The sequence below is a fragment of the Pseudomonas sp. FW305-25 genome (genome assembly GCF_017351415.1).
In the GTDB taxonomy this organism is placed as follows: Bacteria; Pseudomonadota; Gammaproteobacteria; order Pseudomonadales; family Pseudomonadaceae; genus Aquipseudomonas; species Aquipseudomonas chlororaphis.
This window is the reverse complement of sequence record NZ_JACNDE010000011.1, coordinates 1-26,131: the sequence shown is the minus strand read 5'-3', so window position 1 is coordinate 26,131 and position 26,131 is coordinate 1. Positions and strand designations below refer to the sequence as shown.

26 protein-coding genes are annotated in these 26,131 nt (G+C 61.1%); 16 read left to right on the top strand and 10 right to left on the bottom strand.

Annotated elements, in window-relative coordinates; translation table 11 throughout:
- The first annotated feature begins 42 nt into the window (after positions 1–42).
- The 8 genes from J4E58_RS12895 to trpE all read left to right on the top strand — a co-directional run bounded on the left by J4E58_RS12895 (position 43) and on the right by trpE (position 8,812).
- Positions 43–1,167 carry an ABC transporter ATP-binding protein gene (locus J4E58_RS12895; protein ID WP_087089362.1) on the top strand — a complete coding sequence of 375 codons (1,125 nt, stop codon included), beginning with the start codon at positions 43–45 and terminating at the stop codon, positions 1,165–1,167.
- A 44-nt stretch (positions 1,168–1,211) separates the two neighbouring features.
- Positions 1,212–2,255: an ABC transporter substrate-binding protein gene (locus tag J4E58_RS12890; protein WP_009045873.1), complete on the top strand. Its 1,044-nt coding sequence runs from the start codon at positions 1,212–1,214 to the stop codon at positions 2,253–2,255.
- 68 nt (positions 2,256–2,323) lie between these two features.
- Complete coding sequence (locus J4E58_RS12885) at positions 2,324–3,571, top strand: ABC transporter permease (protein WP_087089360.1); 1,248 nt, start codon at positions 2,324–2,326, stop codon at positions 3,569–3,571.
- A 13-nt stretch (positions 3,572–3,584) separates the two neighbouring features.
- On the top strand, positions 3,585–4,409 hold the full coding sequence (locus tag J4E58_RS12880) for an ABC transporter permease (RefSeq protein WP_007926154.1): 825 nt from the start codon (positions 3,585–3,587) through the stop codon (positions 4,407–4,409).
- Positions 4,410–4,542: 133 nt separating this feature from the next.
- On the top strand, positions 4,543–5,691 hold the full coding sequence (locus tag J4E58_RS12875; protein WP_007926155.1) for an iron-containing alcohol dehydrogenase: 1,149 nt from the start codon (positions 4,543–4,545) through the stop codon (positions 5,689–5,691).
- A 79-nt stretch (positions 5,692–5,770) separates the two neighbouring features.
- On the top strand, positions 5,771–6,445 hold the full coding sequence (gene rpe / locus J4E58_RS12870; RefSeq protein ID WP_007926156.1) for a ribulose-phosphate 3-epimerase: 675 nt from the start codon (positions 5,771–5,773) through the stop codon (positions 6,443–6,445).
- Positions 6,442–7,260: a phosphoglycolate phosphatase gene (locus J4E58_RS12865; RefSeq protein ID WP_007926157.1), complete on the top strand. Its 819-nt coding sequence runs from the start codon at positions 6,442–6,444 to the stop codon at positions 7,258–7,260. Before rpe ends, J4E58_RS12865 begins: the two co-directional genes overlap by 4 nt.
- A 70-nt stretch (positions 7,261–7,330) precedes the next feature.
- On the top strand, positions 7,331–8,812 hold the full coding sequence (gene trpE, locus J4E58_RS12860; RefSeq protein ID WP_087089358.1) for an anthranilate synthase component I: 1,482 nt from the start codon (positions 7,331–7,333) through the stop codon (positions 8,810–8,812).
- Positions 8,813–8,877: 65 nt separating this feature from the next.
- Here trpE and estP read toward each other — a convergent pair whose 3' ends face one another.
- Positions 8,878–10,788, bottom strand: coding sequence for an esterase EstP (gene estP, locus J4E58_RS12855; RefSeq protein WP_087089356.1), 1,911 nt, complete (start codon positions 10,786–10,788; stop codon positions 8,878–8,880).
- A 408-nt stretch (positions 10,789–11,196) separates the two neighbouring features.
- Between estP and J4E58_RS12850 the strand changes: the two genes are divergently transcribed.
- The 4 genes from J4E58_RS12850 to J4E58_RS12835 all read left to right on the top strand — a co-directional run bounded on the left by J4E58_RS12850 (position 11,197) and on the right by J4E58_RS12835 (position 14,451).
- Positions 11,197–11,790, top strand: a complete 594-nt coding sequence (locus J4E58_RS12850) for an aminodeoxychorismate/anthranilate synthase component II (RefSeq protein ID WP_007930170.1) — start codon at positions 11,197–11,199, stop codon at positions 11,788–11,790.
- A 9-nt stretch (positions 11,791–11,799) separates the two neighbouring features.
- On the top strand, positions 11,800–12,849 hold the full coding sequence (gene trpD / locus J4E58_RS12845) for an anthranilate phosphoribosyltransferase (protein WP_009045865.1): 1,050 nt from the start codon (positions 11,800–11,802) through the stop codon (positions 12,847–12,849).
- A complete protein-coding gene (gene trpC / locus J4E58_RS12840) occupies positions 12,846–13,682 on the top strand; it encodes an indole-3-glycerol phosphate synthase TrpC (RefSeq protein ID WP_087089354.1) in 837 nt (278 codons plus the stop codon). Before trpD ends, trpC begins: the two co-directional genes overlap by 4 nt.
- 67 nt (positions 13,683–13,749) lie before the next feature.
- Positions 13,750–14,451, top strand: a complete 702-nt coding sequence (locus J4E58_RS12835; protein WP_087089352.1) for a lipoyl protein ligase domain-containing protein — start codon at positions 13,750–13,752, stop codon at positions 14,449–14,451.
- Here J4E58_RS12835 and crp read toward each other — a convergent pair.
- Positions 14,448–15,092: a cAMP-activated global transcriptional regulator CRP gene (crp, locus tag J4E58_RS12830; RefSeq protein WP_007930174.1), complete on the bottom strand. Its 645-nt coding sequence runs from the start codon at positions 15,090–15,092 to the stop codon at positions 14,448–14,450. The two genes, J4E58_RS12835 and crp, sit on opposite strands and share 4 nt — an antisense overlap.
- A 236-nt stretch (positions 15,093–15,328) precedes the next feature.
- Between crp and J4E58_RS12825 the strand changes: the two genes are divergently transcribed.
- On the top strand, positions 15,329–15,751 hold the full coding sequence (locus tag J4E58_RS12825) for an OsmC family protein (RefSeq protein WP_009045862.1): 423 nt from the start codon (positions 15,329–15,331) through the stop codon (positions 15,749–15,751).
- Positions 15,752–15,833: 82 nt separating this feature from the next.
- On the opposite strand, the gene coq7 is transcribed toward J4E58_RS12825, so the two are convergent.
- The 6 genes from coq7 to hemJ all read right to left on the bottom strand — a co-directional run bounded on the left by coq7 (position 15,834) and on the right by hemJ (position 20,339).
- Positions 15,834–16,481 (bottom strand): 2-polyprenyl-3-methyl-6-methoxy-1,4-benzoquinone monooxygenase, encoded by a 648-nt coding sequence (coq7, locus tag J4E58_RS12820; protein ID WP_007930179.1) that lies wholly within the window; start codon positions 16,479–16,481, stop codon positions 15,834–15,836.
- A gap of 124 nt (positions 16,482–16,605) precedes the next feature.
- Positions 16,606–16,944: a histidine triad nucleotide-binding protein gene (locus J4E58_RS12815; protein WP_007930180.1), complete on the bottom strand. Its 339-nt coding sequence runs from the start codon at positions 16,942–16,944 to the stop codon at positions 16,606–16,608.
- Positions 16,945–17,023: 79 nt separating this feature from the next.
- On the bottom strand, positions 17,024–17,812 hold the full coding sequence (locus J4E58_RS12810) for an SDR family oxidoreductase (RefSeq protein ID WP_007930181.1): 789 nt from the start codon (positions 17,810–17,812) through the stop codon (positions 17,024–17,026).
- 130 nt (positions 17,813–17,942) lie between these two features.
- Positions 17,943–18,812, bottom strand: coding sequence for a DUF805 domain-containing protein (locus J4E58_RS12805; protein WP_087089349.1), 870 nt, complete (start codon positions 18,810–18,812; stop codon positions 17,943–17,945).
- A 92-nt stretch (positions 18,813–18,904) separates the two neighbouring features.
- Positions 18,905–19,873, bottom strand: coding sequence for a nitronate monooxygenase family protein (locus J4E58_RS12800; RefSeq protein ID WP_007930184.1), 969 nt, complete (start codon positions 19,871–19,873; stop codon positions 18,905–18,907).
- 34 nt (positions 19,874–19,907) lie between these two features.
- The gene (hemJ, locus tag J4E58_RS12795) at positions 19,908–20,339 is read right to left on the bottom strand and encodes a protoporphyrinogen oxidase HemJ (protein ID WP_007930191.1); all 432 of its coding nucleotides are present in this window, start codon (positions 20,337–20,339) and stop codon (positions 19,908–19,910) included.
- A gap of 134 nt (positions 20,340–20,473) precedes the next feature.
- On the opposite strand from hemJ, the gene argC reads away from it, so the two are divergent.
- Together argC and erpA are read left to right on the top strand one after the other, a co-directional pair.
- Positions 20,474–21,508, top strand: a complete 1,035-nt coding sequence (argC, locus tag J4E58_RS12790) for an N-acetyl-gamma-glutamyl-phosphate reductase (protein ID WP_025804014.1) — start codon at positions 20,474–20,476, stop codon at positions 21,506–21,508.
- Between the two features lie 167 nt (positions 21,509–21,675).
- The gene (erpA, locus tag J4E58_RS12785) at positions 21,676–22,026 is read left to right on the top strand and encodes an iron-sulfur cluster insertion protein ErpA (RefSeq protein ID WP_007906865.1); all 351 of its coding nucleotides are present in this window, start codon (positions 21,676–21,678) and stop codon (positions 22,024–22,026) included.
- Between the two features lie 67 nt (positions 22,027–22,093).
- Here erpA and J4E58_RS12780 read toward each other — a convergent pair whose 3' ends face one another.
- Positions 22,094–23,185: an anhydro-N-acetylmuramic acid kinase gene (locus J4E58_RS12780; RefSeq protein WP_087089347.1), complete on the bottom strand. Its 1,092-nt coding sequence runs from the start codon at positions 23,183–23,185 to the stop codon at positions 22,094–22,096.
- Positions 23,186–23,187: 2 nt separating this feature from the next.
- Positions 23,188–24,618: a peptidoglycan DD-metalloendopeptidase family protein gene (locus J4E58_RS12775; protein WP_087089345.1), complete on the bottom strand. Its 1,431-nt coding sequence runs from the start codon at positions 24,616–24,618 to the stop codon at positions 23,188–23,190.
- A gap of 211 nt (positions 24,619–24,829) precedes the next feature.
- On the opposite strand from J4E58_RS12775, the gene tyrS reads away from it, so the two are divergent.
- Entirely contained in the window at positions 24,830–26,029 is a 1,200-nt protein-coding gene (gene tyrS, locus J4E58_RS12770) for a tyrosine--tRNA ligase (RefSeq protein ID WP_007930201.1), read from the top strand.
- Positions 26,030–26,131 lie beyond the last annotated feature (102 nt).

Genomic DNA, 26,131 nt, shown 5'->3' with positions numbered 1-26,131 from the left:
CTAGGCTTAGTCCACAGCCGTCAAAAAACAAAAGGTGTGGGTATGAGCGAGGTCGATTCAAGCGCTGGGACGAGTGATGTACTGGTCAGTTTCCGTGGTGTGCAAAAGAGCTACGACGGCGAAAACCTGATCGTCAAAGACCTCAACCTGGAAATTCGCAAAGGCGAGTTCCTTACCCTGCTCGGGCCATCCGGCTCCGGCAAGACCACCAGCCTGATGATGCTGGCCGGCTTCGAGACCCCGACCGCCGGGGAGATCCAGCTGGCCGGGCGGGCGATCAACAACGTGCCGCCGCACAAGCGCGATATCGGCATGGTGTTCCAGAACTATGCGTTGTTCCCGCACATGACCGTGGCCGAGAACCTGGCGTTCCCGCTGTCGGTGCGCGGCCTGAGCAAGACCGATATCAGCGAGCGGGTCAAACGCGTGCTGAGCATGGTCCAGCTCGAGTCCTTCGCCCAGCGTTATCCGGCGCAACTGTCCGGTGGCCAGCAGCAGCGGGTGGCCCTGGCCCGGGCGCTGGTGTTCGAGCCGCAGCTGGTGCTGATGGACGAACCCCTCGGCGCGCTGGACAAACAGCTGCGCGAACACATGCAGATGGAAATCAAGCACCTGCACCAGCGCCTCGGCGTGACCGTGGTCTACGTGACCCACGACCAGGGCGAAGCCCTGACCATGTCCGACCGGGTCGCGGTGTTCCACCAGGGCGAGATCCAGCAGATCGCCCCGCCTCGGACCCTTTACGAAGAGCCGAAGAACACCTTCGTCGCCAACTTCATCGGCGAGAACAACCGCCTCAACGGCCGCCTGCACAGCCACAGCGGTGACCGCTGCGTGGTCGAGCTGGGGCGCGGCGAGAAGGTCGAGGCGCTGGCGGTCAACGTCGGCAAGACCGGCGAGCCGGTGACCCTGTCGATTCGTCCGGAGCGCGTGAGCCTCAACGGCTCCAGCGAAAGCTGTGTCAACCGCTTCTCAGGAAGGGTGGCGGAATTCATCTATCTGGGCGACCACGTCCGGGTTCGCCTGGAAGTCTGTGGCAAGACCGACTTCTTCGTGAAACAGCCGATTGCCGAGCTCGATCCGGAGCTGGCGGTGGGCGATGTGGTTCCGCTTGGCTGGCAGGTCGAGCACGTTCGCGCGCTCGACCCACTTCTAGAGGCGCATTGATCGCCCCCTTGCTTCACCAACCCTGCACGTGGAGAGAACAATAAATGTTGAGATCCCTGAAATTCACCGCTTTGACATTGGGCCTGATGGGCGCATCGCACGCGATGGCGGCGGGCCCGGACCTGACCGTGGTGTCCTTTGGCGGGGCGAACAAGGCGGCCCAGGTCAAGGCCTTCTATGCCCCGTGGGAAGCCGCGGGCAACGGCAAGATCGTCGCTGGCGAATACAACGGCGAGATGGCCAAGGTCAAAGCCATGGTCGACACCAAGAGCGTGTCCTGGGACCTGGTGGAAGTCGAATCGCCGGAGCTGTCCCGCGGTTGCGACGAAGACATGTTCGAGCAGCTCGACCCCGAGCTGTTCGGCAAGCCCGAGGATTACGTCAAGGGCGCAATCCAGCCTTGTGGCGTGGGTTTCTTCGTCTGGTCGACCGTCCTGGCCTATAACGCCGACAAGCTGAAGACCGCGCCGACCAGCTGGGCGGATTTCTGGGACACCAAGAAATTCCCGGGCAAGCGCGGCCTGCGCAAGGGCGCCAAGTACACCCTGGAATTCGCCCTGATGGCCGACGGCGTCGCGCCCAAGGATGTGTACAAGGTGCTGGCCGGCAAGGACGGCCAGGATCGTGCCTTCAAGAAGCTCGATGAACTCAAGCCGAGCATCCAGTGGTGGGAAGCCGGCGCCCAGCCGCCGCAGTACCTGGCTTCCGGTGACGTGGTCATGAGTTCGGCCTACAACGGCCGGATCGCCGCGGTACAGAAGGAAAGCAACCTGAAAGTCGTGTGGAACGGCGGTATCTACGACTTCGACGCCTGGGCCATTCCGAAAGGCCTGGACAAGACCCGCGCCGAAGCGGCGAAGAAATTCATCGCCTTCTCGGTACAGCCGCAGCAGCAGAAGACCTACTCGGAAAACATCGCCTACGGTCCGGCCAATACCCAGGCGGTTCCGCTGCTGGCCAAGGACATCCTGAAAGACATGCCGACCACCCCGGAAAACATCGCCAACCAGGTGCAGATCGACGTCAGCTTCTGGGCTGACAACGGTGAGCAACTGGAACAGCGTTTCAACTCGTGGGCGGCCAAGTAAGGCGTCATGCATGGGCGGCGTCACCCGCGGGTGACGCCGTTACCGTTTAAAGATTTGCGGAGTTCGTCATGGCCATTAGCGTTCCCCTGAACGAGGTCACCAGCCCCAGCCTCAAGCAGCGCCTGGCGCGTGCCGAGCGGGTCAACCGCTGGAAAGCGCAAGCGTTGATTGCGCCGCTGGTGCTGTTCCTGCTGCTGGTGTTTCTCGTGCCTATCGCCGCGCTGCTGTACAAGAGCGTCGGTAACCCGGAAGTGGTCGAAGGCATGCCGCGCACTGTGGTCGCCGTGGCCGGTTGGGACGGACGCGGCCTGCCGGGCGAGCCGGTGTACAAGGCGCTGAGCGAAGACCTGGCCGAAGCGCGCAAGCAGCAAACCTTGGGCGATCTGTCCAAGCGACTGAACATGGAGTTGGCCGGCTATCGCAGCCTGCTGACCAAAACCGCCCGGGCCCTGCCGTTCAAGGAGGAACCGGCTTCCTATAAAGAAGCACTGGAAGCCATCGACGAGCGTTGGGGCGACCCGGCCTACTGGCAGGCGGTACGCCGCAACACCAGCAACCTGACGCCGTTCTACCTGTTGGCCGCCGTCGACCATCGGATCGACGACCTGGGGGAGATCGCCCCGGCGACCCCTGACCAGGCCATCTACCTGGATATCTTCGCCCGGACTTTCTGGATGGGCCTGGTGATTACCGGTATCTGCCTGGTGCTGGCCTATCCCCTGGCTTACCTGCTGGCCAACCTGCCGGCGCGCCAGAGCAACCTGCTGATGATTCTGGTGCTGCTGCCGTTCTGGACTTCGATCCTGGTGCGCGTGGCGGCGTGGATCGTGCTGCTGCAATCGGGCGGCCTGATCAACAGCGCGCTGATGGCCATGGGCGTGATCGACAAGCCGCTGGAGCTGGTGTTCAACCGCACTGGGGTCTACATCTCCATGGTGCACATCCTGCTGCCGTTCATGATCCTGCCGATCTACAGCGTGATGAAAGGCATCTCACCAACTTATATGCGCGCGGCGATTTCCCTCGGCTGCCACCCGTTCGCCAGCTTTTGGCGGGTGTATTTCCCGCAGACCTATGCCGGCGTCGGCGCCGGTTGCCTGCTGGTGTTCATCCTCGCCATCGGCTACTACATCACCCCGGCGTTGCTGGGCAGCCCGAACGACCAGATGGTCAGCTACTTCGTCGCCTTCTACACCAACACCAGCATCAACTGGGGCATGGCGACCGCGCTGGGCGGCCTTCTGCTGTTGGCGACCATCGTGCTGTATCTGATTTACAGCTGGCTGGTGGGCGCCAGTCGCCTGCGCCTGAGCTAAGGAGAGAATCGAAATGCTGAGCCCTTACATGTCGCCCGTCGAGCGGGTCTGGTTCTACAGCTTGCGGATTCTCTGCGGCGTGATCCTGTTGTTCCTGATCCTGCCGGTGCTGGTGATCATTCCGCTGTCGTTCAACTCGGGCAGCTTCCTGGTGTACCCGCTGCAAGGCTTCTCGCTGCAGTGGTATCACGACTTCTTCGGCTCGGCGGAATGGATGCGCGCTCTGAAGAACAGCATCATCGTCGCCCCGGCGGCCACGGTGCTGGCGATGGTCTTCGGCACGCTGGCGGCGATCGGCCTGACCCGCGGCGACTTCCCCGGCAAGGCGCTGGTGATGGCGCTGGTGATTTCGCCGATGGTGGTGCCGGTGGTGATCATCGGCGTGGCCAGCTACCTGTTCTTCGCGCCCCTGGGCATGGGCAACAGCTTCTTCTCGCTGATCATTGTCCACGCCGTGCTGGGCGTGCCGTTCGTGATCATCACGGTCTCGGCCACCTTGCAGGGCTTCAACCAGAACCTGGTGCGGGCCGCGGCCAGCCTTGGCGCTTCGCCGCTGACGGCGTTCCGCCGGGTGACCCTGCCGTTGATCGCGCCGGGGGTGATCAGCGGCGCGCTGTTCGCCTTTGCCACCTCGTTCGATGAAGTGGTGGTCACGCTGTTCCTCGCCGGCCCCGAGCAAGCCACCTTGCCCCGGCAGATGTTCAGCGGTATCCGCGAAAACCTCAGCCCGACCATCGCCGCTGCGGCGACACTGCTGATCGCCTTCTCGGTGATCCTGCTGCTGACCCTGGAGTGGCTGCGTGGCCGCAGCGAAAAGCTGCGTACCGCTCCGGTCTGATTGCCTCTGACAGATCGCTCCCGTACCGGCCGTGGGAGCGATCCATTACGCCATTCATTGGCTGAATGGCAGACAACCCCAAATCCCCAGCTACTCTTGTGCCAGCTTCTCCCTTATATAAGAGGCCGCGCACATGAGTCTTTCCTCTTTCAAAATCGCCCACAAACTGCTCACCGGCTCCGCCGCGATCGAGCAACTGTCCACCGAACTGAGCCGCCTGGATATCGATAACCCGCTGATCGTCACTGATGCCGCGCTGGTCAAGTCCGGTACCGTGGAGCTGGCGCTGGCGCAACTGGGGGGGCGGGATTACGAGATTTTCGACCGGGTGCTGCCCGACCCGGAAATCGCCATCGTCGAAGATTGCATGCAGGTTTACCGCGAGGGCGGGCACGACGGGCTGATCGGCCTGGGCGGCGGCAGCGCCATCGATATCGCCAAAAGCGTCGCGGCCTACGCCGGTTATCACGGGGCGCTGGAAGACCTGTTCGGGATCGACCAGGTGCCGCGCAAGGGGCCGCCGCTGATTGCCATTCCCACCACGGCGGGCACTGGCTCCGAAGTCACCAATGTGGCGATTCTCTCGGACAAGGTCGCGCAGCTGAAAAAGGGCATTGTCAGCGATTACCTGTTGCCGGATGTGGCGCTGGTCAGCCCGCAGATGACCCTGACCTGCCCGCGCAGTGTGACTGCCGCCAGCGGTGTCGATGCCCTGGTGCATGCCATCGAGTCGTATCTGTCGCTCAACGCCTCGCCCATCACCGACTCCCTGGCCCTTGGCGCCATCAAGCTGATCGCCCAGGCGCTGCCCAAGGCGTACGCCAATCCTGCCCACCTGCAGGCCCGCGAAGACATGGCCACTGCCAGCCTGATGGCCGGCATGGCCTTCGGCAACGCCGGGGTCGGCGCGGTGCATGCGCTGGCTTATCCACTGGGCGGGCGCTTCAACATCGCCCATGGCGTCAGCAATGCCTTGCTGCTGCCGTACGTCATGACCTGGAACAAGATGGCCTGTGTCGAGCGCATGCAGGATATCGCCGAGGCCATGGGGGTGAAGACCGCTCATCTGAGCGCGGCCGAGGCAGCCGACAAGGCGGTCGAGGCCATGACCCAGCTCTGCGCTGCGGTGGAGATTCCCTCGGGGCTGCGCAGCTTCGGGGTGCCGGAGGAGGCCATTCCGTCCATGGCGGTGGAGGCCGCGGGGATCGAGCGCCTGATGCGTAACAACCCGCGCAAACTGAGCCCGGGCGATATAGAGAAGATCTATCGCGCGGCTTACTGATCATCGCGGTCACGGTGCGCGCGCCAAAGCATGAGGTATACAATGCGCGCCACCGTGATTCTGCTCAAAAAGGTGCGTCATGCAGCCCTTCGCAATTGCTCCGTCGATCCTCTCCGCCGATTTCGCCCGCCTGGGCGAGGAAGTGGACAATGTTCTCGCCGCTGGCGCCGATATCGTGCACTTCGATGTCATGGACAATCATTACGTACCCAACCTGACCATTGGCCCGATGGTCTGCGCTGCCCTGCGTAAGTACGGCATCACCGCGCCGATCGACGCCCACCTGATGGTGAGCCCGGTGGATCGCATCATCGGCGACTTCATCGAGGCCGGTGCGACTTACATCACCTTCCACCCGGAAGCCACGCTGCACGTCGACCGTTCCCTGCAGATGATCCGCGAAGGCGGCTGCAAGGCTGGCCTGGTGTTCAACCCGGCCACCCCGCTGGACGTGCTCAAGTACGTCATGGACAAGGTCGACATGGTCCTGCTGATGAGCGTCAACCCGGGTTTCGGCGGCCAGAAGTTCATTCCGGGCACCCTCGACAAGCTGCGTGAGGCCCGTGCCCTGATCGACGCTTCCGGTCGCGATATCCGCCTGGAAATCGACGGCGGGGTGAATGTGCACAACATCCGTGAAATCGCTGCCGCGGGCGCCGATACCTTCGTCGCGGGCTCGGCGATCTTCAATGCGCCGAACTACCGGGACGTGATCGAGAAGATGCGCGCCGAACTGGCGCTGGCCCGTCCATGAGCGGTTTCGAGCAGCTGTTCCCGGGGCGTCTGCCGCGGCTGGTGATGTTCGACCTGGATGGCACCCTGGTCGATTCGGTTCCCGACCTCGCGGCGGCCGTGGACGACATGCTGCTCAAACTGGGGCGCCCGCCCGCCGGTATCGAGGCGGTGCGCGAGTGGGTCGGCAACGGCGTGCAGATGCTGGTGCGCCGGGCCCTGGCCAACGACATCGCGGCGCAGGGCGTCGACGATGTCGAGGCAGAGCGCGGGCTGGAGTTGTTCAACAATGCCTATGAGGATGGCCACGAACTGACCGTGGTCTACCCTGGCGTGCGCGACACCCTCAAATGGCTGCACAAGCAGGGCGTCGAAATGGCGCTGATCACCAACAAGCCGGAGCGTTTCGTCGCGCCCTTGCTGGATCAGATGAAGATCGGCCGTTATTTCCGCTGGATCATCGGTGGCGATACCCTGCCGCAGAAGAAACCCGACCCGGCAGCGCTGTTCTTCGTCATGAAAATGGCCAGCATCCCGGCCTCGCAATCGTTGTTCGTCGGTGACTCGCGCAGCGACGTGCAGGCGGCGAAAGCCGCGGGTGTGAAGTGCGTGGCATTGAGCTATGGCTACAACCACGGACGGCCGATTGCCGAGGAAATGCCGGCCCTGGTGATCGACGATCTACGCCAGCTAATTCCCGGTTGCCTGGATCCGGCCGCTGAGATAACGTTGCCCGACGCTGTTCAATCCCCTCCTGGAAACGCCATCGTGGTGGTCACTCGCAAACTCTGGATGAAAGTCATCAAGGCCCTGGCCCGCTGGCGTTGGCGCGCCTGACTTGTTCCTGGCCGGTCTTCCGGCGCGTTTGCATACCTGACTGTCAGAACCTCAAGCCACGAGGCACCTCATGATCCGCGAAGAATTCCTGCGTTTGGCCGCTGCCGGCTACAACCGCATCCCGCTTGCCTGCGAAACCCTGGCCGACTTCGACACGCCGCTGTCGATCTACCTGAAACTGGCCGACCAGCCCAACTCCTACCTGCTGGAGTCGGTGCAGGGCGGCGAGAAGTGGGGCCGTTATTCGATCATCGGCTTGCCCTGCCGCACCGTACTGCGGGTGCATGACCATCACGTCAGCATTACCGTCGATGGCGTCGAGACCGAAAGCCATGACGTGGCCGATCCGCTGGCGTTCGTCGAAGAGTTCAAGGCGCGCTACCAGGTGCCGACCATCGCGGGCCTGCCGCGCTTCAATGGTGGCCTGGTCGGCTACTTCGGTTACGACTGTGTGCGTTATGTGGAGAAGCGCCTGGGCAAATGTCCGAACCCGGATCCGATCGGTGTGCCGGACATTCTGCTGATGGTCTCCGACGCCGTGGTGGTGTTCGATAACCTCGCCGGCAAGATGCACGCCATCGTCCTCGCCGACCCGTCCCAGGACGATGCCTTCGAGCAAGGCCAGGCACGCCTGCAAGCGTTGCTGGAGAAGCTGCGCCAGCCCATCACCCCGCGTCCTGGTCTGGACTTCAGCAAGCAGCAGGCGGCCGACCCGGTGTTCCGCTCCAGCTTCACCCAGGGTGACTACGAGCGTGCCGTCGATACCATCAAGGAGTACATCCTGGCGGGCGACTGCATGCAGGTGGTGCCGTCGCAGCGCATGTCTATCGATTTCAAGGCGGCGCCGATCGACCTGTATCGCGCCCTGCGTTGCTTCAATCCGACGCCTTACATGTACTTCTTCAACTTCGGCGACTTCCATGTGGTCGGCAGTTCGCCGGAAGTGCTGGTGCGGGTCGAAGACAACCTGATCACCGTTCGCCCGATCGCCGGCACCCGTCCACGCGGCGCCAGTGAAGAGGCGGATCTGGCGCTGGAGAAGGACCTGTTGTCCGACGACAAGGAAATCGCCGAACACCTGATGCTGATCGACCTGGGGCGCAACGACACCGGGCGGGTTTCCGAGATCGGTTCGGTGAAGCTCACCGAGAAGATGGTGATCGAGCGTTATTCCAACGTGATGCACATCGTTTCCAACGTCACTGGCCAATTGAAGGCCGGACTGACCGCGATGGACGCGCTGCGGGCGATTCTGCCAGCGGGCACCTTGTCCGGCGCGCCGAAGATCCGCGCGATGGAAATCATCGACGAGCTGGAGCCGGTCAAGCGTGGTGTGTATGGCGGGGCGGTGGGTTATTTCGCCTGGAACGGCAACATGGACACCGCCATTGCCATTCGTACGGCGGTGATCAAGGACGGCGAGCTGCATGTGCAGGCCGGTGGCGGTATCGTCGCCGACTCGGTGCCTGCGCTGGAATGGGAAGAAACCCTGAACAAGCGTCGCGCGATGTTCCGTGCGGTGGCCTTGGCTGAGCAAACGCCCGATAGCTGAGTCGGACAAAGAGCCATAAAAAACGCTGCCTCCTCACGGGGGCAGCGTTTTTTATGGCCTGCGGTTCAGAAGTCGAGGCTGACCCCGACGTTGATGCCTTGCTGGGTGAAGTCATCGTCCTTGCGGATGTTGTAGCTGGCGCGCAAGGCCAGGTCCTGGGTGAGCTTGTGGCTGACTCCGAGGTTCAGGCGGTTGAGGTTGGTCTGCGGGGTATAGCCTTCGAGGGTGTAGCGGTTATCCGGCAGGCTGTTGAGGGCCATGGTCAGCTTCTGGGTATCGTCCTCGTATTCCTTTTCGTGGGCGATTTCGCCGAACACCTGGGTTTGCCGGGTGATCTGGTACTTGCCCTGCAGACCGATGCCCAGGCGCCGCGACGTGCGTTTCTGGTCATCGAAGGTCAGCGCCGTGGAGTCGTTGCCGTCCTCGGAGTAGCCGTCGACCTTGACCCGTGCATAGTCGGCGCTGATGAACGGCGACAGGTGCCACGGGCTGCTGGCCTGCTGCGCGATGTCGTAGCCCAGGCGAGCGCTGAAGGCCAGGACATCGCCGCTGGTGTCGCCTTTTTCCCCGCGCTCATTGGGCCCCAGGTCGAATTTGCGCTTGAGGTTGTCGTAGTCCAGGTGCCCGGCGGTGGCTGCCGCGTCGGCCCACCAGCGGTTTTGCTGGTACTGGACGAAGGCGGTGCCCAGGTAGGTGTTGAGCTTGTAGTCCGAGTCGTTGTTGCCCGCCTCGAGCTTCTGCCGATAGGCGCCAGCCAGCACACCCACTCGCCAGGCCTCGTCGAGCCGGTAGCTGCCGCCGATGTTCAGGTTGAAGCCGTTGCCGTCGGCACTGGCGCCGCTGCGCTGGCTGTCGAAGTCCTGGTGCTGGCCGCCCGCGGCGACAATCGCCCGCCATTGACCCACGCCCTGCCAGTTTTCCCAGTCGGCCTGCCATTGGTTGCGCAGCTCATCCTGGTGCGCGCGCAGGGTGCCCTGGGCCATTTCCGGGAGCAGGGTTATTTCCCAGGGCGCCGCCAGCAAGGAGTAAGCGTAATCGGCGATCAGCCGCTGGCCCGCTTCAGTGGGGTGGACCGAGTCGTTGTAGATCAGCTTGCTCGGGTCTGGCGTAGCGCTGTGAATGCCATAGCGGGCGTTTTCCGTGCAGCCATTGCCACTGAAGCAGGTGGCGGTGAGGTTCTGGTCGGTGGCCAGGCCGAACTGTGCCGGGTTGGCGAAGCTTTCCTTCAACAGCACGGGAATGTTGAGGGGAATGACTTCGGCATCGACCGTCTGCAGCTGTCGGACCAGTTCGGTATTGAATTGGGCACTGAGCTGGGAAGTGAACCCTTGCAACGGGCTGCCGTTGATTGCCGGGGTCAGGCCAATGTCCGGCAGCAGCCAGACCATGATGTAGCGGGCGCCGGCCTGTTGCAGGGTCTGCACGCTGTCGACCAGACGGCCGGCCGCGGCGTTGGCCTGGTCAAGGCTGGTGACGCGGCCCTGGAGGAAGTCGTTGCCGCCGCCCGACAGGTAATAGAGGGCATTCGGGTCGGCGCGGAAATCGTTGGCCACCAGATAGCCAGGGCGGCTGCGGCTGCCGGCGGTCGAAGTGGTGGTAATCGAGTCGAGAATCTGGTCGGTGCGATAACCGCCGACTGCCCAGTTGTTGCCATCAGGCAGGCCTTCGCTGGCGCGGGTCGCCGAGGTCGACGCGGCGAGCTGGTCGTCCGAGAAGCCCAGTTTGGCCCCCAGCAATTGCGTCGAGTTGGCGGAGCGGACTTCCCCGCTACCATCCAGGTAGACCGGGCCGGTGCGGTTGGTAAAGCGCTGGGTCGCGCCCGCAGGACCGCCGGGATCGGCGAATTGCCCGGCATCGCTGAGGCTGTCGCCGAACACGATAAAACTGGAATAGGGGGAGGGGGCTGCGATCGCTTGAGCGCAGGCCAGGGACAAAAGACTGCCGGCGAGTGGTACGAACAACGTCTTTTTGATCATGAGCAAGTCCGTTTTATTTATTGTTGTAGAGAACGAAACGACAGTACCAAAAACTTTTGCGTTTCAGCTATGGCGATAAGCCATATCGCTTGTTTATCCGGGCGCGGGCCCCGCCATATTGCACCCTCTGCTCAGCTAAGTTACTGTGCCTGAACGTATGAATGAGACCTTCCCCGTGTTGATCGTCAGCAAACTCTTGATGCGAGTTGTTAAGGCACACGCCCGTTGGCGTTGGCGCGCCTAACTTTTCTCTGCCGGCCCGGCCGGACCTGTACCGTTTTGCCTTCTTTACCCCTGTTCGACTCCGCTTGTGCTGGTTGAGTGATTGCAACCTCCGGCGGGCCTGCCAGCGGGCAATCCACTGAAGGCTGTATTAAAAGTCAGTGAATTCAAGAGGTTGTAATCCCCATGTTGCTGATGATCGATAACTACGACTCCTTTACCTATAACGTTGTGCAATACCTTGGCGAGCTGGGTGCCGAGGTCAAGGTGGTGCGCAACGACGAACTGACCGTGGCTGAAATCGAAGCGCTCAACCCTGAGCGGATCGTCGTGTCGCCCGGTCCTTGCACACCGACCGAAGCCGGTGTGTCCATCGAAGCGATCAAGCATTTCGCCGGCAAGTTGCCGATCCTGGGCGTCTGCCTGGGCCACCAGTCGATTGGCCAGGCTTTTGGCGGCGACGTGGTGCGCGCGCGGCAGGTGATGCACGGTAAGACTAGCCCGGTATTTCACCAGGACAAGGGCGTATTCGCCGGTCTGAACCATCCGCTGACCGTGACCCGTTACCATTCCCTGGTGGTCAAGCACGATACGTTGCCGGACTGCCTCGAACTGACCGCCTGGACCCAACTGGAAGACGGCTCCGTCGACGAGATCATGGGGCTGCGCCACAAGACGCTGAACATCGAGGGTGTGCAGTTTCACCCCGAGTCTATTCTCACCGAGCAGGGCCACGAGCTGTTCGCCAACTTCCTCAAACAGAGCGGCGGCACGCGCTAAGGACTTTCCATGGATATCAAGACTGCCCTGAGCCGTATCGTCGGCCACCTCGATCTGAGCACCGATGAAATGCGCCAGGTCATGCGTGAAATCATGACCGGCCAGTGCACCGATGCACAGATCGGCGCCTTCATGATGGCCATGCGCATGAAAAGCGAAAGCATCGACGAAATCGTCGGCGCTGTTTCGGTCATGCGCGAGCTGGCGGACAAGGTCGAGCTGAAAACCCTCGACGGTGTGGTCGATGTGGTCGGCACCGGCGGTGACGGTGCGAACATCTTCAACGTGTCCACGGCTTCTTCCTTTGTAGTCGCCGCAGCCGGTTGCACGGTGGCCAAGCACGGCAACCGCGCGGTGTCCGGGAAAAGCGGCAGTGCCGACCTGCTCGAATCCGCCGGTATCTACCTGAACCTGACGCCGGTACAGGTCGCCCGCTGTATCGACAACGTCGGTATCGGTTTCATGTTCGCCCAGTCCCATCACGGTGCCATGAAGTACGCCGCTGGCCCGCGTCGCGATCTCGGCCTGCGCACCCTGTTCAACATGCTTGGCCCGCTTACGAATCCGGCCGGCGTGAAGCATCAGGTGGTAGGTGTGTTCACTCAGGCGTTGTGCCGGCCGTTGGCCGAGGTTTTGCAACGCCTGGGCAGCAAGCACGTGCTGGTGGTGCACTCTCAGGATGGCCTGGATGAATTCAGCCTCGCCGCGCCGACCTTCGTCGCGGAGCTGAAGGACGACCAGATCACTGAATATTGGGTTCAGCCCGAAGACCTCGGCATAAAGAGCCAGAGCTTGTTCGGCCTGGTGGTCGAAAGCCCGGCGGCATCGCTCGAGCTGATCCGCGATGCCCTGGGGCGGCGCAAGACCGAGCATGGGCAGAAGGCGGCGGAGATGATCGTGCTCAATGCCGGTGCCGCGCTCTATGCGGCGGACCATGCCAGCAGCCTGAAAGAGGGTGTGGCCCTGGCCCATGACGCTTTGCACACCGGGCTGGCTCGCGAGAAGCTTGAGGAGTTGGGTGCCTTTACCGCGGTATTCAAGCAGGAGAATGAAGGATGAGTGTGCCGACGGTTCTGGAAAAAATCCTCGCCCGCAAGGTCGAGGAAGTGGCTGAGCGTAGCGCACGAGTAAGCCTGGCCGAACTCGAAGGCCTGGCCCGTGCCGCGGATGCGCCGCGCGGCTTTGCCAAGGCGCTGCTCGACCAGGCCAGGCTCAAGCAGCCGGCGGTGATCGCCGAAATCAAGAAAGCCTCGCCGAGCAAAGGCGTGATCCGCGAGCATTTCGTGCCGGCAGAGATCGCCAAGAGCTATGAGAAGGGCGGCGCGACCTGCCTGTCGGTACTCACCGATATCGATTACTTCCAGGGCGCTGATGCCTATCTGCAACAGGCGCGTGCCGCCTGTTCGTTGCCGGTGATTCGCAAGGATTTCATGATCGATCCGTACCAGATCGTCGAAGCCCGCGCCTTGGGGGCCGACTGCGTACTGTTGATCGTGGCCGCGCTGGATGATGTCAGGATGGCCGAACTGGCTGCCGTGGCCAAAGGCGTGGGTCTCGATGTGCTGGTCGAAGTGCATGATGGCGACGAACTGGAGCGTGCTCTGAAAACCCTCGACACGCCGCTGGTGGGCATCAACAACCGTAACCTGCACACCTTCGAGGTCAATCTGGAGACCACCCTCGATCTGTTGCCGCAGATTCCGCGCGATCGTCTGGTGATCACCGAGAGCGGTATCCTCAACCGGGCCGATGTCGAGCTGATGGAAATCAGCGACGTCTACTCCTTCCTGGTGGGTGAGGCCTTCATGCGCGCCGAAAGCCCTGGCCTGGAGTTACAGCGCCTGTTCTTCCCGGAGCGTGGCGTGCCGGTGAGCGGTTCGACCCTGGACTGAACCTGAGTTGATGAAAAAGCCGGCGCCGCCGGCTTTTTTATACCTATCGCAAAGGACCTTTACTGCCATGATCCAGCCCCTTTCCCTGACCGTCGAAGCCGGCCTGCAGGCCGAACAGGATCTGCTCGCCCAGGTATGCACCGGTGACCAGGAGTACGGTTTGTTGTTCTGGCAGCCGAGCGACAGGGCCTTGGTGATGCCGCGACGCTTGAGCCGTTTGCCGGGGTTCGAGCAGGCCTGCGACATGCTGGCTGCCAGTGGCTGGCCGGTGTTGCTGCGAGAAACCGGTGGGGAGCCGGTGCCGCAATCGGCGGCGACGGTCAATATCGCGCTGGTTTATGCGCCGCCTCGCAGCGAGGGTGATCAGAATCGGATCGAAACCGGCTATCGCCGTTTGTGCCAGCCCATCTGCGACCTGCTTTCCGAGCTGGGAGGCGAGCCCTCCCTGGGTGAGGTCGAAGGCGCTTTCTGCGATGGCCGGTTCAACGTCAATCTCAACGGGCGCAAGATGGTCGGCACCGCCCAGCGTTGGCGCCAGAGCAAGGGTGGGACGCGTCCGGTTGGATTGGTGCATGGCGCGCTGTTGCTGGATGACGAGCGGGAAACCATGGTGGCGGCGGTCAATCGTTTCAACCAGGCCTGTGGCCTGGAGCAGCGTTGCCGCGCCGAGAGCCATATCGCCTTGCATGAGGCATTCGTCGCGCCGAATGCCATCGAGCGCCTGGATGCCCTGTACCGGCAGACGCTGGCGCAGTTCCTGCCGCTCTAACGGGTGCCGAACACCACCATGGTCTTGCCTTTGACATGGACCAGGTTGCGTTCTTCGAGGTCCTTGAGCACCCGGCCGACCATCTCCCTTGAGCAGCCGACGATCCGCCCGATTTCCTGGCGAGTCACCTTGATCTGCATGCCGTCCGGATGGGTCATGGCATCTGGCTGCTTGCACAGTTCGAGCAGGCAGCGGGCCACTCGCCCGGTGACATCGAAGAACGCCAGGTCGCCGACCTTGCGGGTAGTGTTGCGCAGGCGTTGGGCGATCTGGCCGCTGAGCACGTACAGAATGTCCGGGTCCTGTTGAGACAGCTCACGGAATTTTGCATAGCTGATCTCCGCGACTTCACATTCGACCTTGGCCCGTACCCAGGCGCTGCGTTGCTGCTCATGCCCGGCTTGTTCGAACAGGCCCAGCTCGCCGAAAAAATCCCCGGCATTGAGGTAGGCGATGATCATTTCCCGACCGTCGTCATCTTCGATCAGGATGGTGACCGAGCCTTTGACGATGAAGAACAGCGTGTCCGACTGATCGCCGGCGCAGATGATGTTGCTCTTGGCCTGATAGCGGCGGCGCTGGCAATGCATCAACAGCTTGTCGAGGTTCTTGATCTTGGGTGTAGGGGCAAGAGCAACCATGGTTGTATCCCGAAAAGACAGCACGGTGTGATTTGGTTTTTTTATGGGGCGGTCAAGCTGGATCGCCGATAGCTGGCAATGCGCCAGTGATTTGGCGCCAGCTTAACAGACGCTTCCTTTGGGTAATTAAGAATTTTCCTATCAGAACTGAGTGTGGCACCCGAACAGGCAAAGCGCTGCCATCCCGGGCCCCTGTGCTAAGCTGGCGACCCTTTTTTAGCAGTGGAGTCTTGGCGATGAAGGCACGCATCCAATGGGCTGGCGAAGCCATGTTCCTCGGGGAATCGGGCAGCGGTCATGTGGTGGTAATGGATGGCCCGCCGGAAGCCGGTGGTCGTAACCTGGGCGTGCGCCCGATGGAAATGCTCCTGCTCGGCGTAGGCGGTTGCAGCAACTTCGACGTGGTCAGCATCCTGAAGAAATCCCGCCAGGCTGTCGAAAGTTGCGAAGCCTTCCTCGACGCCGAGCGTGCGACAGAGGATCCCAAGGTCTTCACCAAGATCCATATGCACTTCGTGGTCAAGGGCCGCGGGTTGAAAGAAGCCCAGGTCAAGCGCGCCATCGAGCTGTCGGCGGAAAAGTACTGCTCGGCATCGATCATGCTCGGTGCGGCCGGGGTTGCCATCACTCACGATTACGAAATCGTCGAGCTCGGTTGAGTCGCCATTCAATCCTTCTGAATTCGCGGCAAAAGAAAGGGCGCTGAAAAAGCGCCCTTTTTTTGCCTGCGATTTGTATCGCTCAGATCCGGTAAGTGCTTTTGGTCATGACCTTGGCCAGTAGGCTCATGCCGAATTTTACCGGTGCCGGGAAGCGGAATCCGCCCGCGTCCAGGGCGCTTTCGGCGTGTTGCTCTTCGTCGATGCGCATCTGCTCGAGAATCGCCCGGGATTTTTCGTCCTCGGCCGGCAATTGCTCAAGGTGTTCGTTGAGGTGTTTGCACACCTGATCTTCAGTGGCGGCCACGAAACCCAGGCTGACCTTGTCGCTGATCAGCCCGGCCACTGCGCCGATGCCGAATGACATGCCATAAAACAGCGGGTTGAGCACGCTGGTGTGGCTACCCAATTGGTGAATGCGTTGCTCGCACCAGACCAGGTGATCGATTTCTTCTTCCGCGGCATGCTCCATGGCGGCGCGCACTTGCGGCAGCTTGGCGGTCAGTGCCTGGCCCTGGTACAGCGCCTGGGCGCAGACTTCGCCGGTATGGTTGATGCGCATCAGGCCGGCGACATGCTTGGTGTCCTCTTCGCTCATCTGCACGTCCGGCTGCACGATGGCAGGGGAAGGGCGATAAGGCTGGCCGCTGAAGGGCAGCAAGGTACGCATTGCCGCATCTGCCTGCAGCAGTAGACGGTCAATCGGCGAGTAGTGACGTTGGGTAGTCATGCTTACCTCCGGGAAGAATCACGGCGGCCAGTTTACCCCAATCGATGGGCAGAGGCCTGCGCTGGATCAGCACACTCTCGGCAAAGCGGGCGAGAAGTGTGCTGTCGCGCACCTTGGATGGGGATCAGCCCGGCGGCCAGTGCATCTGGCGCTGACCCAGAACATGCATGTGAATGTGATACACGGTCTGGCCACCGAGTTCATTGCAGTTCATGACGACCCGGAAGCCTTCTTCGCAGCCCAGCTCCCTGGCCAGACGCTGGGCGGTGAACAGGATATGTCCGGCCAGCAGCTTGTCGTCTTCGGTCAGGTCATTGAGGGTGCGTACCGGCTTTTTCGGAACTACCAGGAAATGCACGGGGGCCTGTGGGGCGATATCGTGGAAGGCCAGAACCTGGTCGTCCTCATAGATGATCTTCGCCGGTATTTCTCGGTTGATGATCTTGGTGAACAGAGTATCCACAGCTGTTTCTCCGTTGTGTTGGTCCGGGCTGAGTGTACTCAGGCAAGCCGAGTGCGCCCAGCCTTAGATGGTTGCCAGGTCAGCGCGGGCAATAGGCTTTGTTGACGGCGCCGGAAATCTTGCGGGTCAGCCAGCGCGAACCCAGGCGCGGGCTGAACGCAAACCAGCGGTTGCGGCGGCCGGGGATGATAATGGCGCGATTCTTGTCCAGGGCGCGCACGGTGTACAGCGCGACTTCTTCCGGGCTCATCAGCAGTTTGCTGTCGTTAAGCTTGCTGGTGTTCAACTGGGCGGTATCAAAGAAACCGGTGCGGGTCGGGCCGGGGCAGAGCACGGAAACCTTCACTGCATTGTTTTTCAGCTCTTCGCGCAGGCCTTCGGAGAAGTGCAGTACATAGGCCTTGCTGGCGTAGTAGGTGCTCATCCAGGGGCCGGGATAGAAGCCGGCGATCGAAGCGACGTTGAGAATCTGCCCGCCGCCCTGCAAGGCCATGCTGTTGCCCAGTGCATGGCACAGCCGGGTGAGGGCCAGAATGTTCACTTCGATCAGGTCCTGCTCGGTCATCCAGTCCTGGGCGAGGAAGGGGCCGCAGGTGCCGATGCCGGCGCAGTTCACCAATAGATCGATCTGCCGGTCGCCTTCCTCCAGCTCCAGCAGGAAACCCGAAAGCCGCAAAGGCTCGGACAGGTCGCAGGCACGGAACAGCACCTCCACACCAAAGCGTTGGGTCAACTCGATGGCGATGCTTTCCAGCTGATCACGCTGACGGGCCACCAGGATCAGGCTGCGGCCGCGCCGTGCCAGCGCTTCGGCCAGGGCCAGGCCTATGCCGCTGGAGGCGCCGGTGATCAGAGCGTAACGGGTCATGCGGTTCTCCATTGCAACGGCCGGTTGCCTGTGGGGAAAAGTCCCAGGCAGCGGCGCGTTAATTCAATCCGATAGTCTACAGGTGGCCGGGGCGGGCTTGCTGCTTTCGCTGTTCCTGTTTCTGGGCGCCCTAGACCGAGCTGAGACCACCGATGAAGGACAGCAGTAAGACGATTATCCACAGCGCGGCAAGCCCCTTGACCGCTCCGCTGTTTGGCGGAGGCGGCGCGCCGTAACGATTGGCGCCGGTGTTGCCCGGCAGGATCGCCAGCAGCAGCGGAAACACTGCGTACACAAAAGGCAGCAAATTCAGCAGCCAGAGCCAACCCGACCAGCCCAGGTCATGCAGGCGCTGAACGGAAATGGTGATGTTCAGATAGGCGAAGGCCAGTGCTACGACGCCGAGGAAGATCATTCCCGTCACTTGCAGGCTGTTGCCGACCAGAGCCGCGGTCAGGAAGCCGCCGGCCAGGGTAGTCAGCAGGATCAGCACCAGGGTCCAGGCGAGATAGCGCAGGCGCCCGATGCGTCCATCGACGGTGTAGAACTTCAGCTCGCCAAACTCGGGAAGTGGATCGCCTACTGTGGCTTGAGGCGGGGTGTAGGGCGAAGTACCCGCGCCGGCCATGGGGTCTGGCGTCGGCGTAGGGGCCGGGCGTTGCCAGTCACTTGTCGCGGTGGGTTCTGCCTGGGGCAAGTCCACCGAAGGTGCTGGTGCTGGTGCTGGGGGAGCAGGCTGAGGTACAGGTTGGCTGGTGCCTGGGGCAAGATCCGGTTCGATGCGTGGGGCGATCCCGGCCTGGTTCAGCGCGGCGAGATAGATGTCCGCGTCTTGTTGGGAGAGGTCGCGCTTGAGGGTGATGTTTTGCCCCTTGAACAGAGGCTCGATCGCGGCGATATCACTTTTGAATAGCTTGGCGATTTTCTGCTTGGCATGTTCGATGTCGACACCCGGAAGCAGAGCCCCGTCAAATACGATCTTGAAACGGTCTTGGCTCATGCAGGGCGTCCTTGTCGGCTATATAGAGAGGGCTTTCGCAGGGCGACAGTTTAAGGCCAGCCGTCCGTTGCTGGCCAAAAAACATCAGCGATTCAGCGCGGCCAGCGTTGCGGTAGCCGGGCGGCCAGCTCCTGCGCGGCACGGTATTCGGCGTCCAGACGGGCGATCAGTTGATCGACGCTCGGCAAGTCATCGATTTCACCGACGCCTTGTCCGGCGGACCACACGGTTTTCCAGGCTTTGGCTTCGTCGCTGAGCGGCTTGAGTTTCGAGCCGAAGTTGACTTCGCCTTTGCCCTGCAGGGCGGCAAGGTCGAAGCCTGCGTTTTCCAGGCTTTGGCGCATGAAGCTTGCCGGAACCCCGGAGACTGCCGCGGTGTGCACAATGTCGGCGGCCTTGGCGCTCAGCAGCATCTCCTTGTAGGCCTCCGGTGCATGGCTTTCCGTGGTGCCGATAAAACGCGTGCCGAAGTAGGCGAGGTCGGCGCCGAGCAACTGTGCGGCGAGGATCTCGTGGCCGTGGTTCAGGCAGCCAGCCAGCAGCAGCGTCTTGTCGAAGAACTGGCGGATTTCGGCGATCAGGGAGAAGGGGCTCCAGGTCCCGGCGTGGCCACCGGCGCCGGCGGCTACAGCGATCAGTCCATCGACCCCGGCCTCGGCGGCTTTTTCCGCGTGGCGCCGGGTGGTGACGTCATGGAAGACCAGGCCTCCATAAGCATGCACCGCATCGACCAGTTCCTTCACCGCGCCCAGGCTGGTGATGACGATAGGCACCTTGTGTTCGATGCAGATCGCCAGGTCGGCGTTCAGGCGTGGGTTGCTGTGATGCACGATCAAATTGACGGCATAGGGCGCAGGGTTTTCCAGGGTCGCAAGGCCTGCTTCGATTTCTTCCAGCCAGGCTTTGAAGCCACTGCTTTCACGCTGGTTGAGGGCAGGGAAACTGCCGACCACACCATTGCGGCAGCACGCCAGAACCAGTTGTGGGTTGGAAATCAGGAACATCGGCGCCGCCACGACAGGCAAGCGCAAGCGTTGTTCGAGCAGAGCGGGCAGCGACATTGGAAGTACCCCGAATAATGACGGCTAGTAGGAGTTAGAACGGCCGGACAACGACCAGAATTACGATAGCCAGCAATACCAGAACTGGCACTTCATTGAACCAGCGGTAAAAGACATGGCTGCGGGTGTTTTCGCCACGGGCAAAACGCTTCACCTGGGCGCCGCACATATGGTGGTAGCCAATCAGGATGACCACCAGGGTCAGCTTGGCATGCATCCAGCCGCCCTGGCCGAAGTAGGCGCTGGGGTTCAGGCTCAGCAGCCAGATACCGAAAATCAGCGTGGCGATCATCGCCGGCCCCATGATCCCGCGGTACAGCTTGCGCTCCATGATGCTGAAGCGTTCCTTGCTGATCGTGTCTTCGCTTTGAGCGTGATAAACGAACAGGCGCGGCAGGTAGAACAGACCGGCAAACCAGCAGACCAGACTGACGATGTGAAAGGCTTTGAGCCACAGATAGAGCATTTCGGTTATTCCCAGGTTCACGGTAGCGAAGATAGTAGTGGCAGGAGCGTCCGCACGTCACCTTGACGGTTGTCGCAGGGTCTTTCGGCCCCTATCATCGACGGCTTTCCAGTGGGTTTGTTGAGGGCAGGTTTATGGTCAAGGTCGGTATCGTCGGCGGCACGGGTTACACCGGTGTCGAACTGCTGCGTCTGTTGGCACAGCATCCGCAGGCTGAAGTGGTGGTCATCACTTCCCGATCCGAGGCAGGCCTTGCCGTCGCCGATATGTACCCGAACCTGCGAGGCCACTATGACGGCCTGGCATTCAGCGTTCCGGACATCAAGACCCTCGGTGCCTGCGATGTGGTGTTCTTCGCGACTCCGCACGGTGTTGCCCATGCCCTGGCGGGTGAGCTGCTGGCTGCCGGTACCAAGGTCATCGACCTGTCGGCGGACTTCCGTCTGCAGGACGCCGATGAGTGGGCCAAGTGGTACGGCCAGCCCCATGGGGCCCCTGAGTTGCTCGACGAAGCCGTCTATGGCCTGCCGGAAGTCAATCGCGAGCAGATCAAGAAGGCCCGCCTGATCGCTGTTCCGGGTTGCTACCCGACCGCTACCCAGCTCGGCTTCCTGCCATTGCTGGAGGCGGGGCTGGCCGACACTTCGCGGCTGATCGCCGACTGCAAGTCGGGTGTCAGCGGTGCCGGTCGGGGCGCCAGCGTCGGTTCCCTGTACTCCGAGACCTCGGAAAGCATGAAGGCCTATGCGGTCAAAGGTCATCGTCACCTGCCGGAGATTCGCCAGGGCCTGCGCCGTGCGGCGGGCAAGGATGTCGGCCTGACGTTCGTGCCGCACCTGACGCCGATGATCCGTGGCATTCACTCGACGCTCTATGCCACTGTCGTGGACAAGTCGGTGGACCTGCAGGCGCTGTTCGAGAAACGTTATGCCAACGAGCCGTTCGTGGATGTGATGCCGGCGGGCAGCCATCCGGAAACCCGCAGCGTGCGGGGCGCCAACGTATGCCGGATTGCCGTGCACCGTCCTCAGGATGGCGATCTGGTGGTCGTGTTGTCGGTGATCGATAACCTGGTCAAAGGCGCGTCGGGCCAAGCCGTACAGAACCTGAACATCCTGTTCGGTCTGGACGAGCGTCTGGGCCTGTCCCACGCCGGCATGCTGCCTTAAGGCGTCTGCCTGCCTCAGCAAAAGGCCCGTTACCGGGCCTTTTTGCATTTTGCGGTAAGCCCTGGGCTTATTGATATACCGTAACAATAGTTGACCGCTTTTCTGGGAGAAGCGGATAATGCGCGTCATCACGCATTATGGCGGCGTAACGCCGGGAGATAGTCAGCATGAGCGTCGAATCCTTCACCCCCACGGCTTTGCAATTCACCCACGGTGCCGCGCACAAGGTGAAGAGCCTGGTCGATGAAGAGGGTAATGATCGCTTGAAGCTGCGCGTATTCGTTACGGGCGGCGGTTGTTCAGGGTTTCAGTACGGCTTCACTTTCGATGAAGAAGTCGCGGATGACGACACCATCGTCGAGCGCGAAGGCGTCAGCCTGGTGGTCGATCCGATGAGCTTCCAGTATCTGGCGGGTGCCGAGGTGGATTATCAGGAAGGTCTGGAAGGTTCGCGTTTCGTGATCAAGAACCCGAATGCCACGACCACCTGCGGTTGCGGGTCTTCGTTCTCGATCTGATCGCTGAATAAGGTTTTACCAAGCGCCGCAGGGCTTTCGGGCTCTGCGGCGTTTTGCTGTCTGGCGATCAGGCGGGGTAGATCGCGCCCAGTACACGTAAGCCGCGGGCGCCGGTGACACTTGGGCGGTTGGCGGCTATGCCTTCCAGGCAGCAGTGGGCCAGCCAGGCGAATGCCATGGCTTCAACCCAGTCCGGATCGACGCCGTGGGTGGCGGTACTGCTGACCTTGGTGTTAGGCAGCAGGCTGGACAGGCGATTCATCAAGGCCGAGTTGTGAGCGCCGCCGCCGCAGACCAGCAGCTCCTGGGTATCGGTCTGCGCCACCTGCAGCGACTCGACGATGGTCAGCGCGGTCAGCTCCAGGAGCGTTGCCTGTACGTTTTCGGGGGGCAAGGCTGGCAGGCGAGCCAGATGCTCCTGTAGCCACTCCAGGTTGAATACCTCGCGACCCGTACTCTTCGGGCCTTGAGTGGCAAAGAATGGGTCGCTGAGCAGCGCGTTCAGCAGCCGCGGCTCAACCTGACCGCTGGCAGCCCATTGGCCGTCGCGATCATAGTTTTCTCCACGCTGGGCATTGATCCAGGCATCCAGCAGGACGTTACCCGGGCCACAGTCGAAGCCGGCAACCGGCTTGTCGCTCTCGATCAGGCTCAGGTTGCTGAAACCGCCGACATTGAGGACCGCGCGCTTGCCACAGCTTTGATCAAAGAGCGCTTCATGAAAGGCCGGTACCAGTGGAGCGCCCTGGCCGCCGGCAGCGACGTCGCGGCTGCGGAAGTCGCTGACCACCGTGACTCCGGTCAGCTCTGTCAGTAATGCCGGGTTGCCGATCTGGACCGTGAAGCCGCGGGTGGGTTCATGGCGGATAGTCTGGCCATGACTGCCAATGGCGCGGATGTCCGCGGGTTTCAGTTTCTGTTGGGCAAGTAGGCTATGAATACCCTGGGCGGCCAGTTTTACCCAGTTTTGCTGGGCGATGGCGGAGCGGGCGATTTCATCGGGACCGCTGGCGCACAAGCCAAGCAGCTCGGCGCGCAGGGATTCAGGCATGGGAATGTAATGCGTGGCGATCAGCCTGATCGGCGGTGTTTGCTCGATGAGTGCGATATCCAGGCCATCAAGACTGGTCCCGGACATCACACCTATATAGAGCGCCATGCTTAACGCTTGTTCGAAGCGAGCAGGGTGGCTTTTTCCTGATCCATCCGCGCCATCAGCGGCTGGCTTTGTTGCAGGAAGCGTGCGCGTTCCGCTTTGGCGATCGGGTCGGCCATTGGCAGCTTCTGGCCCAGTGGATCGACGTGAACGCCGTTGACCTGGAACTCGTAATGCAAATGCGGGCCCGTGGAAAGCCCGGTGGTGCCGATGTAGCCGATCACCTGGCCCTGCTTGACGGTTCCGCCGGTCTTGACGCCTTTGGCGAAGCCTTGCATATGGCCGTACAGCGTGCGGTAAGCATTGCCGTGCTGGATGATCACGGTGTTGCCGTATCCGCCACGACGCCCGGCCAGGAGCACCTTGCCATCGCCGGCTGCCTTGATTGGCGTACCGCGAGGGGCTGCGTAGTCGACGCCTTTGTGAGCGCGGATCTTGTTCAGGATCGGGTGTTTGCGGCCCATGGAGAAGCGCGAACTGATACGTGCGAAGTCCACCGGAGTACGGATAAAGGCCTTGCGCATGCTATTGCCATCAGCGGTGTAATAACTGCTCATGCCTTGTTTGTTGGTGTAACGCACCGCGGTGTAGGTCTTGCCACGGTTGGTGAAGCGCGCAGAGAGAATGTTGCGGGTACCCACGGCTTTACCATTGACGACGGTCTGTTCGTAGATCACGTCGAACTCGTCACCGGGGCGAATATCCTGGGCGAAGTCGATGTCGTAGCCAAAGACGTTGGCCATGTCCATTGTCAGACTGTGAGACAGTCCAGCACGTGCTGCGGATTGCGACAGCGAACTGTTGATCACACCATGAACGTAGGCCGTGCGCACCATGGGCTTGGCGGTGATACGGCTGAAGGCGAAGCCTTTTGGCCCTTTGGTCAGGGTGATGCTTTCCAGGTCATTGACCTTGCTGTGCAGATTGTTCAACTGGCCGTCCGGACCCAGTTCGAACTCAAGTTTCTGGCCGCGCTTCAGCTGGGTGAACTGCTTGGCTTGCTTGTCGCTGGCCAACACGTCATACACCGAAGTGGCAGGTAGGCCGACCTTCTCAAATAGCGTGGAAAGGGTGTCGCCCTTGGCGACAATGACTTCCCTATGATTCGCTGCCTTCTTTTCTTCCGTCACGGCCGGAGCAGGCTGCTCTTGAGCGGTTTCAGTGGTTTTCGCAGTGTCTTCGGGGCTGTTTTCGATTTGTGCGAACGGGGACGCTACGGCTTCATTTGTGGCTTGTGCGGCGTCTGCGGCGTCTTGATCTTGTGTCAGTTGCTCGGCCGGGCTTTCCAGGTCGAGGCTCAGAGTTGTTCTTTTGGCTTCTACATCGCTGGAAGGGAATACCAGGAGCGCCAGGCTGAGGAGGGCGGCGATACCACTTGCGGCGAGCAGGTGGGTCTTCGGATAAAGCGGCGGGGCTTTAGGCGGTTCTGTGGTCATAAGTAATTTTGACTTTGAAAAAGATGAATTGGAAAAGATGAATGACATGATGAAGATGAAATAACTGTATAAAATATAACCAAATCATCTGTTAAGCAAGCCTGCGGACGTCCTGTTCGCGGAAAGCCATCCGTACGCCGGGCAAAACTTGTAATTGGGCGCTGATCTTGTATGGTTGGTTCCCTTTGAATCTGAGCCTTGCGGGTCTGTTATGAAGTCGGTTGAAGAGCAGCTAGCGCTGATCAAACGTGGTGCAGAAGAGTTGTTGGTCGAGTCCGAGCTGATCGAAAAGCTCAAGCGCGGCCAACCGCTGCGTATTAAGGCTGGCTTCGACCCAACGGCGCCGGATTTGCACCTGGGTCATACCGTGCTTATTAATAAGCTGCGCCAGTTCCAGGATCTGGGTCATCAGGTGATCTTCCTGATCGGCGACTTCACTGGGATGATCGGTGATCCGAGTGGCAAGAGCGCAACTCGTCCGCCTCTGACTCGCGAGCAGGTCCTCGAAAATGCCGAGACCTACAAGAGCCAGGTGTTCAAGATTCTCGACCCGGCGAAAACCGAGGTGGCCTTCAACTCCACCTGGATGGACAAGATGGGGCCTGCGGACTTCATCCGCCTGACTTCCCAGTACACCGTTGCTCGCATGCTCGAGCGTGACGACTTCGACAAGCGCTATTCCACCAATCAACCCATTGCCATTCACGAGTTCCTCTATCCGCTAGTTCAGGGTTATGACTCGGTGGCGCTGCGTGCCGATGTGGAGTTGGGCGGTACCGATCAGAAGTTCAATCTGTTGATGGGGCGTGAGCTGCAGCGCGGTTATGGTCAAGAGGCTCAGTGCATTCTGACGATGCCGTTGCTCGAGGGGTTGGACGGCGTCAAGAAGATGTCCAAGTCGCTGGGTAACTATGTAGGTATCCAGGAAGCGCCGGGTGTTATGTATAGCAAGCTGGTTTCCATTCCAGATGCGTTGATGTGGCGTTACTTTGAGCTGCTGAGCTTCCGCTCCATGGATGAGATTCTTTCCTTTAAGGCAGATGTCGAGGCGGGTGCGAATCCGCGGGATATCAAGATCAAGCTGGCTGAAGAAATCGTTGCGCGTTTCCATGGTGAGGAAGCTGCAGCGAATGCTCACCGTGCTGCGGGCAACCGCATGAAGGATGGTGAGCTGCCGGATGATCTGCCTGAGATCGAGCTGGCTGCTGCTGAAGATATGCCGATCGCGGCTGTCCTTAATAAGGCGGGCTTGGTAAAGAACTCGGCAATGGCGCGTGACCTGCTCGGCTCGGGTGGTGTGCGTGTAGATGGTGAGGTTGTTGAGCGTTCCTTTATATGGGCTGTCGGCTCGACTCATGTTTGCCAGGCCGGAAAGAAGGCTTTTGCACGTATTACGCTTAAATCCGAATAAAACTGAAAATAGGTGTTGACGGCGAATTATATCTCTCTATAATTCGCCCCACTTCCGGCGCAGTCGAAACGGAAAACTCCTTGAGATTCAACGAGTTATGCA

Excerpts from the sequence above, each read along its gene's own strand:
- J4E58_RS12775 (WP_087089345.1), bottom strand. The coding sequence starts at position 24,618 with ATGACCACAGAACCGCCTAAAGCCCCGCCGCTTTATCCGAAGACCCAC.
- J4E58_RS12810 (WP_007930181.1), bottom strand. The coding sequence starts at position 17,812 with ATGACCCGTTACGCTCTGATCACCGGCGCCTCCAGCGGCATAGGCCTG.
- crp (WP_007930174.1), bottom strand. The coding sequence starts at position 15,092 with ATGGTTGCTCTTGCCCCTACACCCAAGATCAAGAACCTCGACAAGCTG.
- J4E58_RS12780 (WP_087089347.1), bottom strand. The coding sequence starts at position 23,185 with ATGGCGCTCTATATAGGTGTGATGTCCGGGACCAGTCTTGATGGCCTG.
- J4E58_RS12875 (WP_007926155.1), top strand. The coding sequence starts at position 4,543 with ATGAGTCTTTCCTCTTTCAAAATCGCCCACAAACTGCTCACCGGCTCC.
- J4E58_RS12885 (WP_087089360.1), top strand. The coding sequence starts at position 2,324 with ATGGCCATTAGCGTTCCCCTGAACGAGGTCACCAGCCCCAGCCTCAAG.
- hemJ (WP_007930191.1), bottom strand. The coding sequence starts at position 20,339 with ATGCTCTATCTGTGGCTCAAAGCCTTTCACATCGTCAGTCTGGTCTGC.
- J4E58_RS12825 (WP_009045862.1), top strand. The coding sequence starts at position 15,329 with ATGAAGGCACGCATCCAATGGGCTGGCGAAGCCATGTTCCTCGGGGAA.
- erpA (WP_007906865.1), top strand. The coding sequence starts at position 21,676 with ATGAGCGTCGAATCCTTCACCCCCACGGCTTTGCAATTCACCCACGGT.
- J4E58_RS12895 (WP_087089362.1), top strand. The coding sequence starts at position 43 with ATGAGCGAGGTCGATTCAAGCGCTGGGACGAGTGATGTACTGGTCAGT.
- estP (WP_087089356.1), bottom strand. The coding sequence starts at position 10,788 with ATGATCAAAAAGACGTTGTTCGTACCACTCGCCGGCAGTCTTTTGTCC.
- argC (WP_025804014.1), top strand. The coding sequence starts at position 20,474 with ATGGTCAAGGTCGGTATCGTCGGCGGCACGGGTTACACCGGTGTCGAA.
- trpC (WP_087089354.1), top strand. The coding sequence starts at position 12,846 with ATGAGTGTGCCGACGGTTCTGGAAAAAATCCTCGCCCGCAAGGTCGAG.
- trpD (WP_009045865.1), top strand. The coding sequence starts at position 11,800 with ATGGATATCAAGACTGCCCTGAGCCGTATCGTCGGCCACCTCGATCTG.
- tyrS (WP_007930201.1), top strand. The coding sequence starts at position 24,830 with ATGAAGTCGGTTGAAGAGCAGCTAGCGCTGATCAAACGTGGTGCAGAA.
- J4E58_RS12850 (WP_007930170.1), top strand. The coding sequence starts at position 11,197 with ATGTTGCTGATGATCGATAACTACGACTCCTTTACCTATAACGTTGTG.
- J4E58_RS12865 (WP_007926157.1), top strand. The coding sequence starts at position 6,442 with ATGAGCGGTTTCGAGCAGCTGTTCCCGGGGCGTCTGCCGCGGCTGGTG.
- J4E58_RS12800 (WP_007930184.1), bottom strand. The coding sequence starts at position 19,873 with ATGTCGCTGCCCGCTCTGCTCGAACAACGCTTGCGCTTGCCTGTCGTG.
- rpe (WP_007926156.1), top strand. The coding sequence starts at position 5,771 with ATGCAGCCCTTCGCAATTGCTCCGTCGATCCTCTCCGCCGATTTCGCC.
- coq7 (WP_007930179.1), bottom strand. The coding sequence starts at position 16,481 with ATGACTACCCAACGTCACTACTCGCCGATTGACCGTCTACTGCTGCAG.
- J4E58_RS12805 (WP_087089349.1), bottom strand. The coding sequence starts at position 18,812 with ATGAGCCAAGACCGTTTCAAGATCGTATTTGACGGGGCTCTGCTTCCG.
- trpE (WP_087089358.1), top strand. The coding sequence starts at position 7,331 with ATGATCCGCGAAGAATTCCTGCGTTTGGCCGCTGCCGGCTACAACCGC.
- J4E58_RS12880 (WP_007926154.1), top strand. The coding sequence starts at position 3,585 with ATGCTGAGCCCTTACATGTCGCCCGTCGAGCGGGTCTGGTTCTACAGC.
- J4E58_RS12890 (WP_009045873.1), top strand. The coding sequence starts at position 1,212 with ATGTTGAGATCCCTGAAATTCACCGCTTTGACATTGGGCCTGATGGGC.
- J4E58_RS12835 (WP_087089352.1), top strand. The coding sequence starts at position 13,750 with ATGATCCAGCCCCTTTCCCTGACCGTCGAAGCCGGCCTGCAGGCCGAA.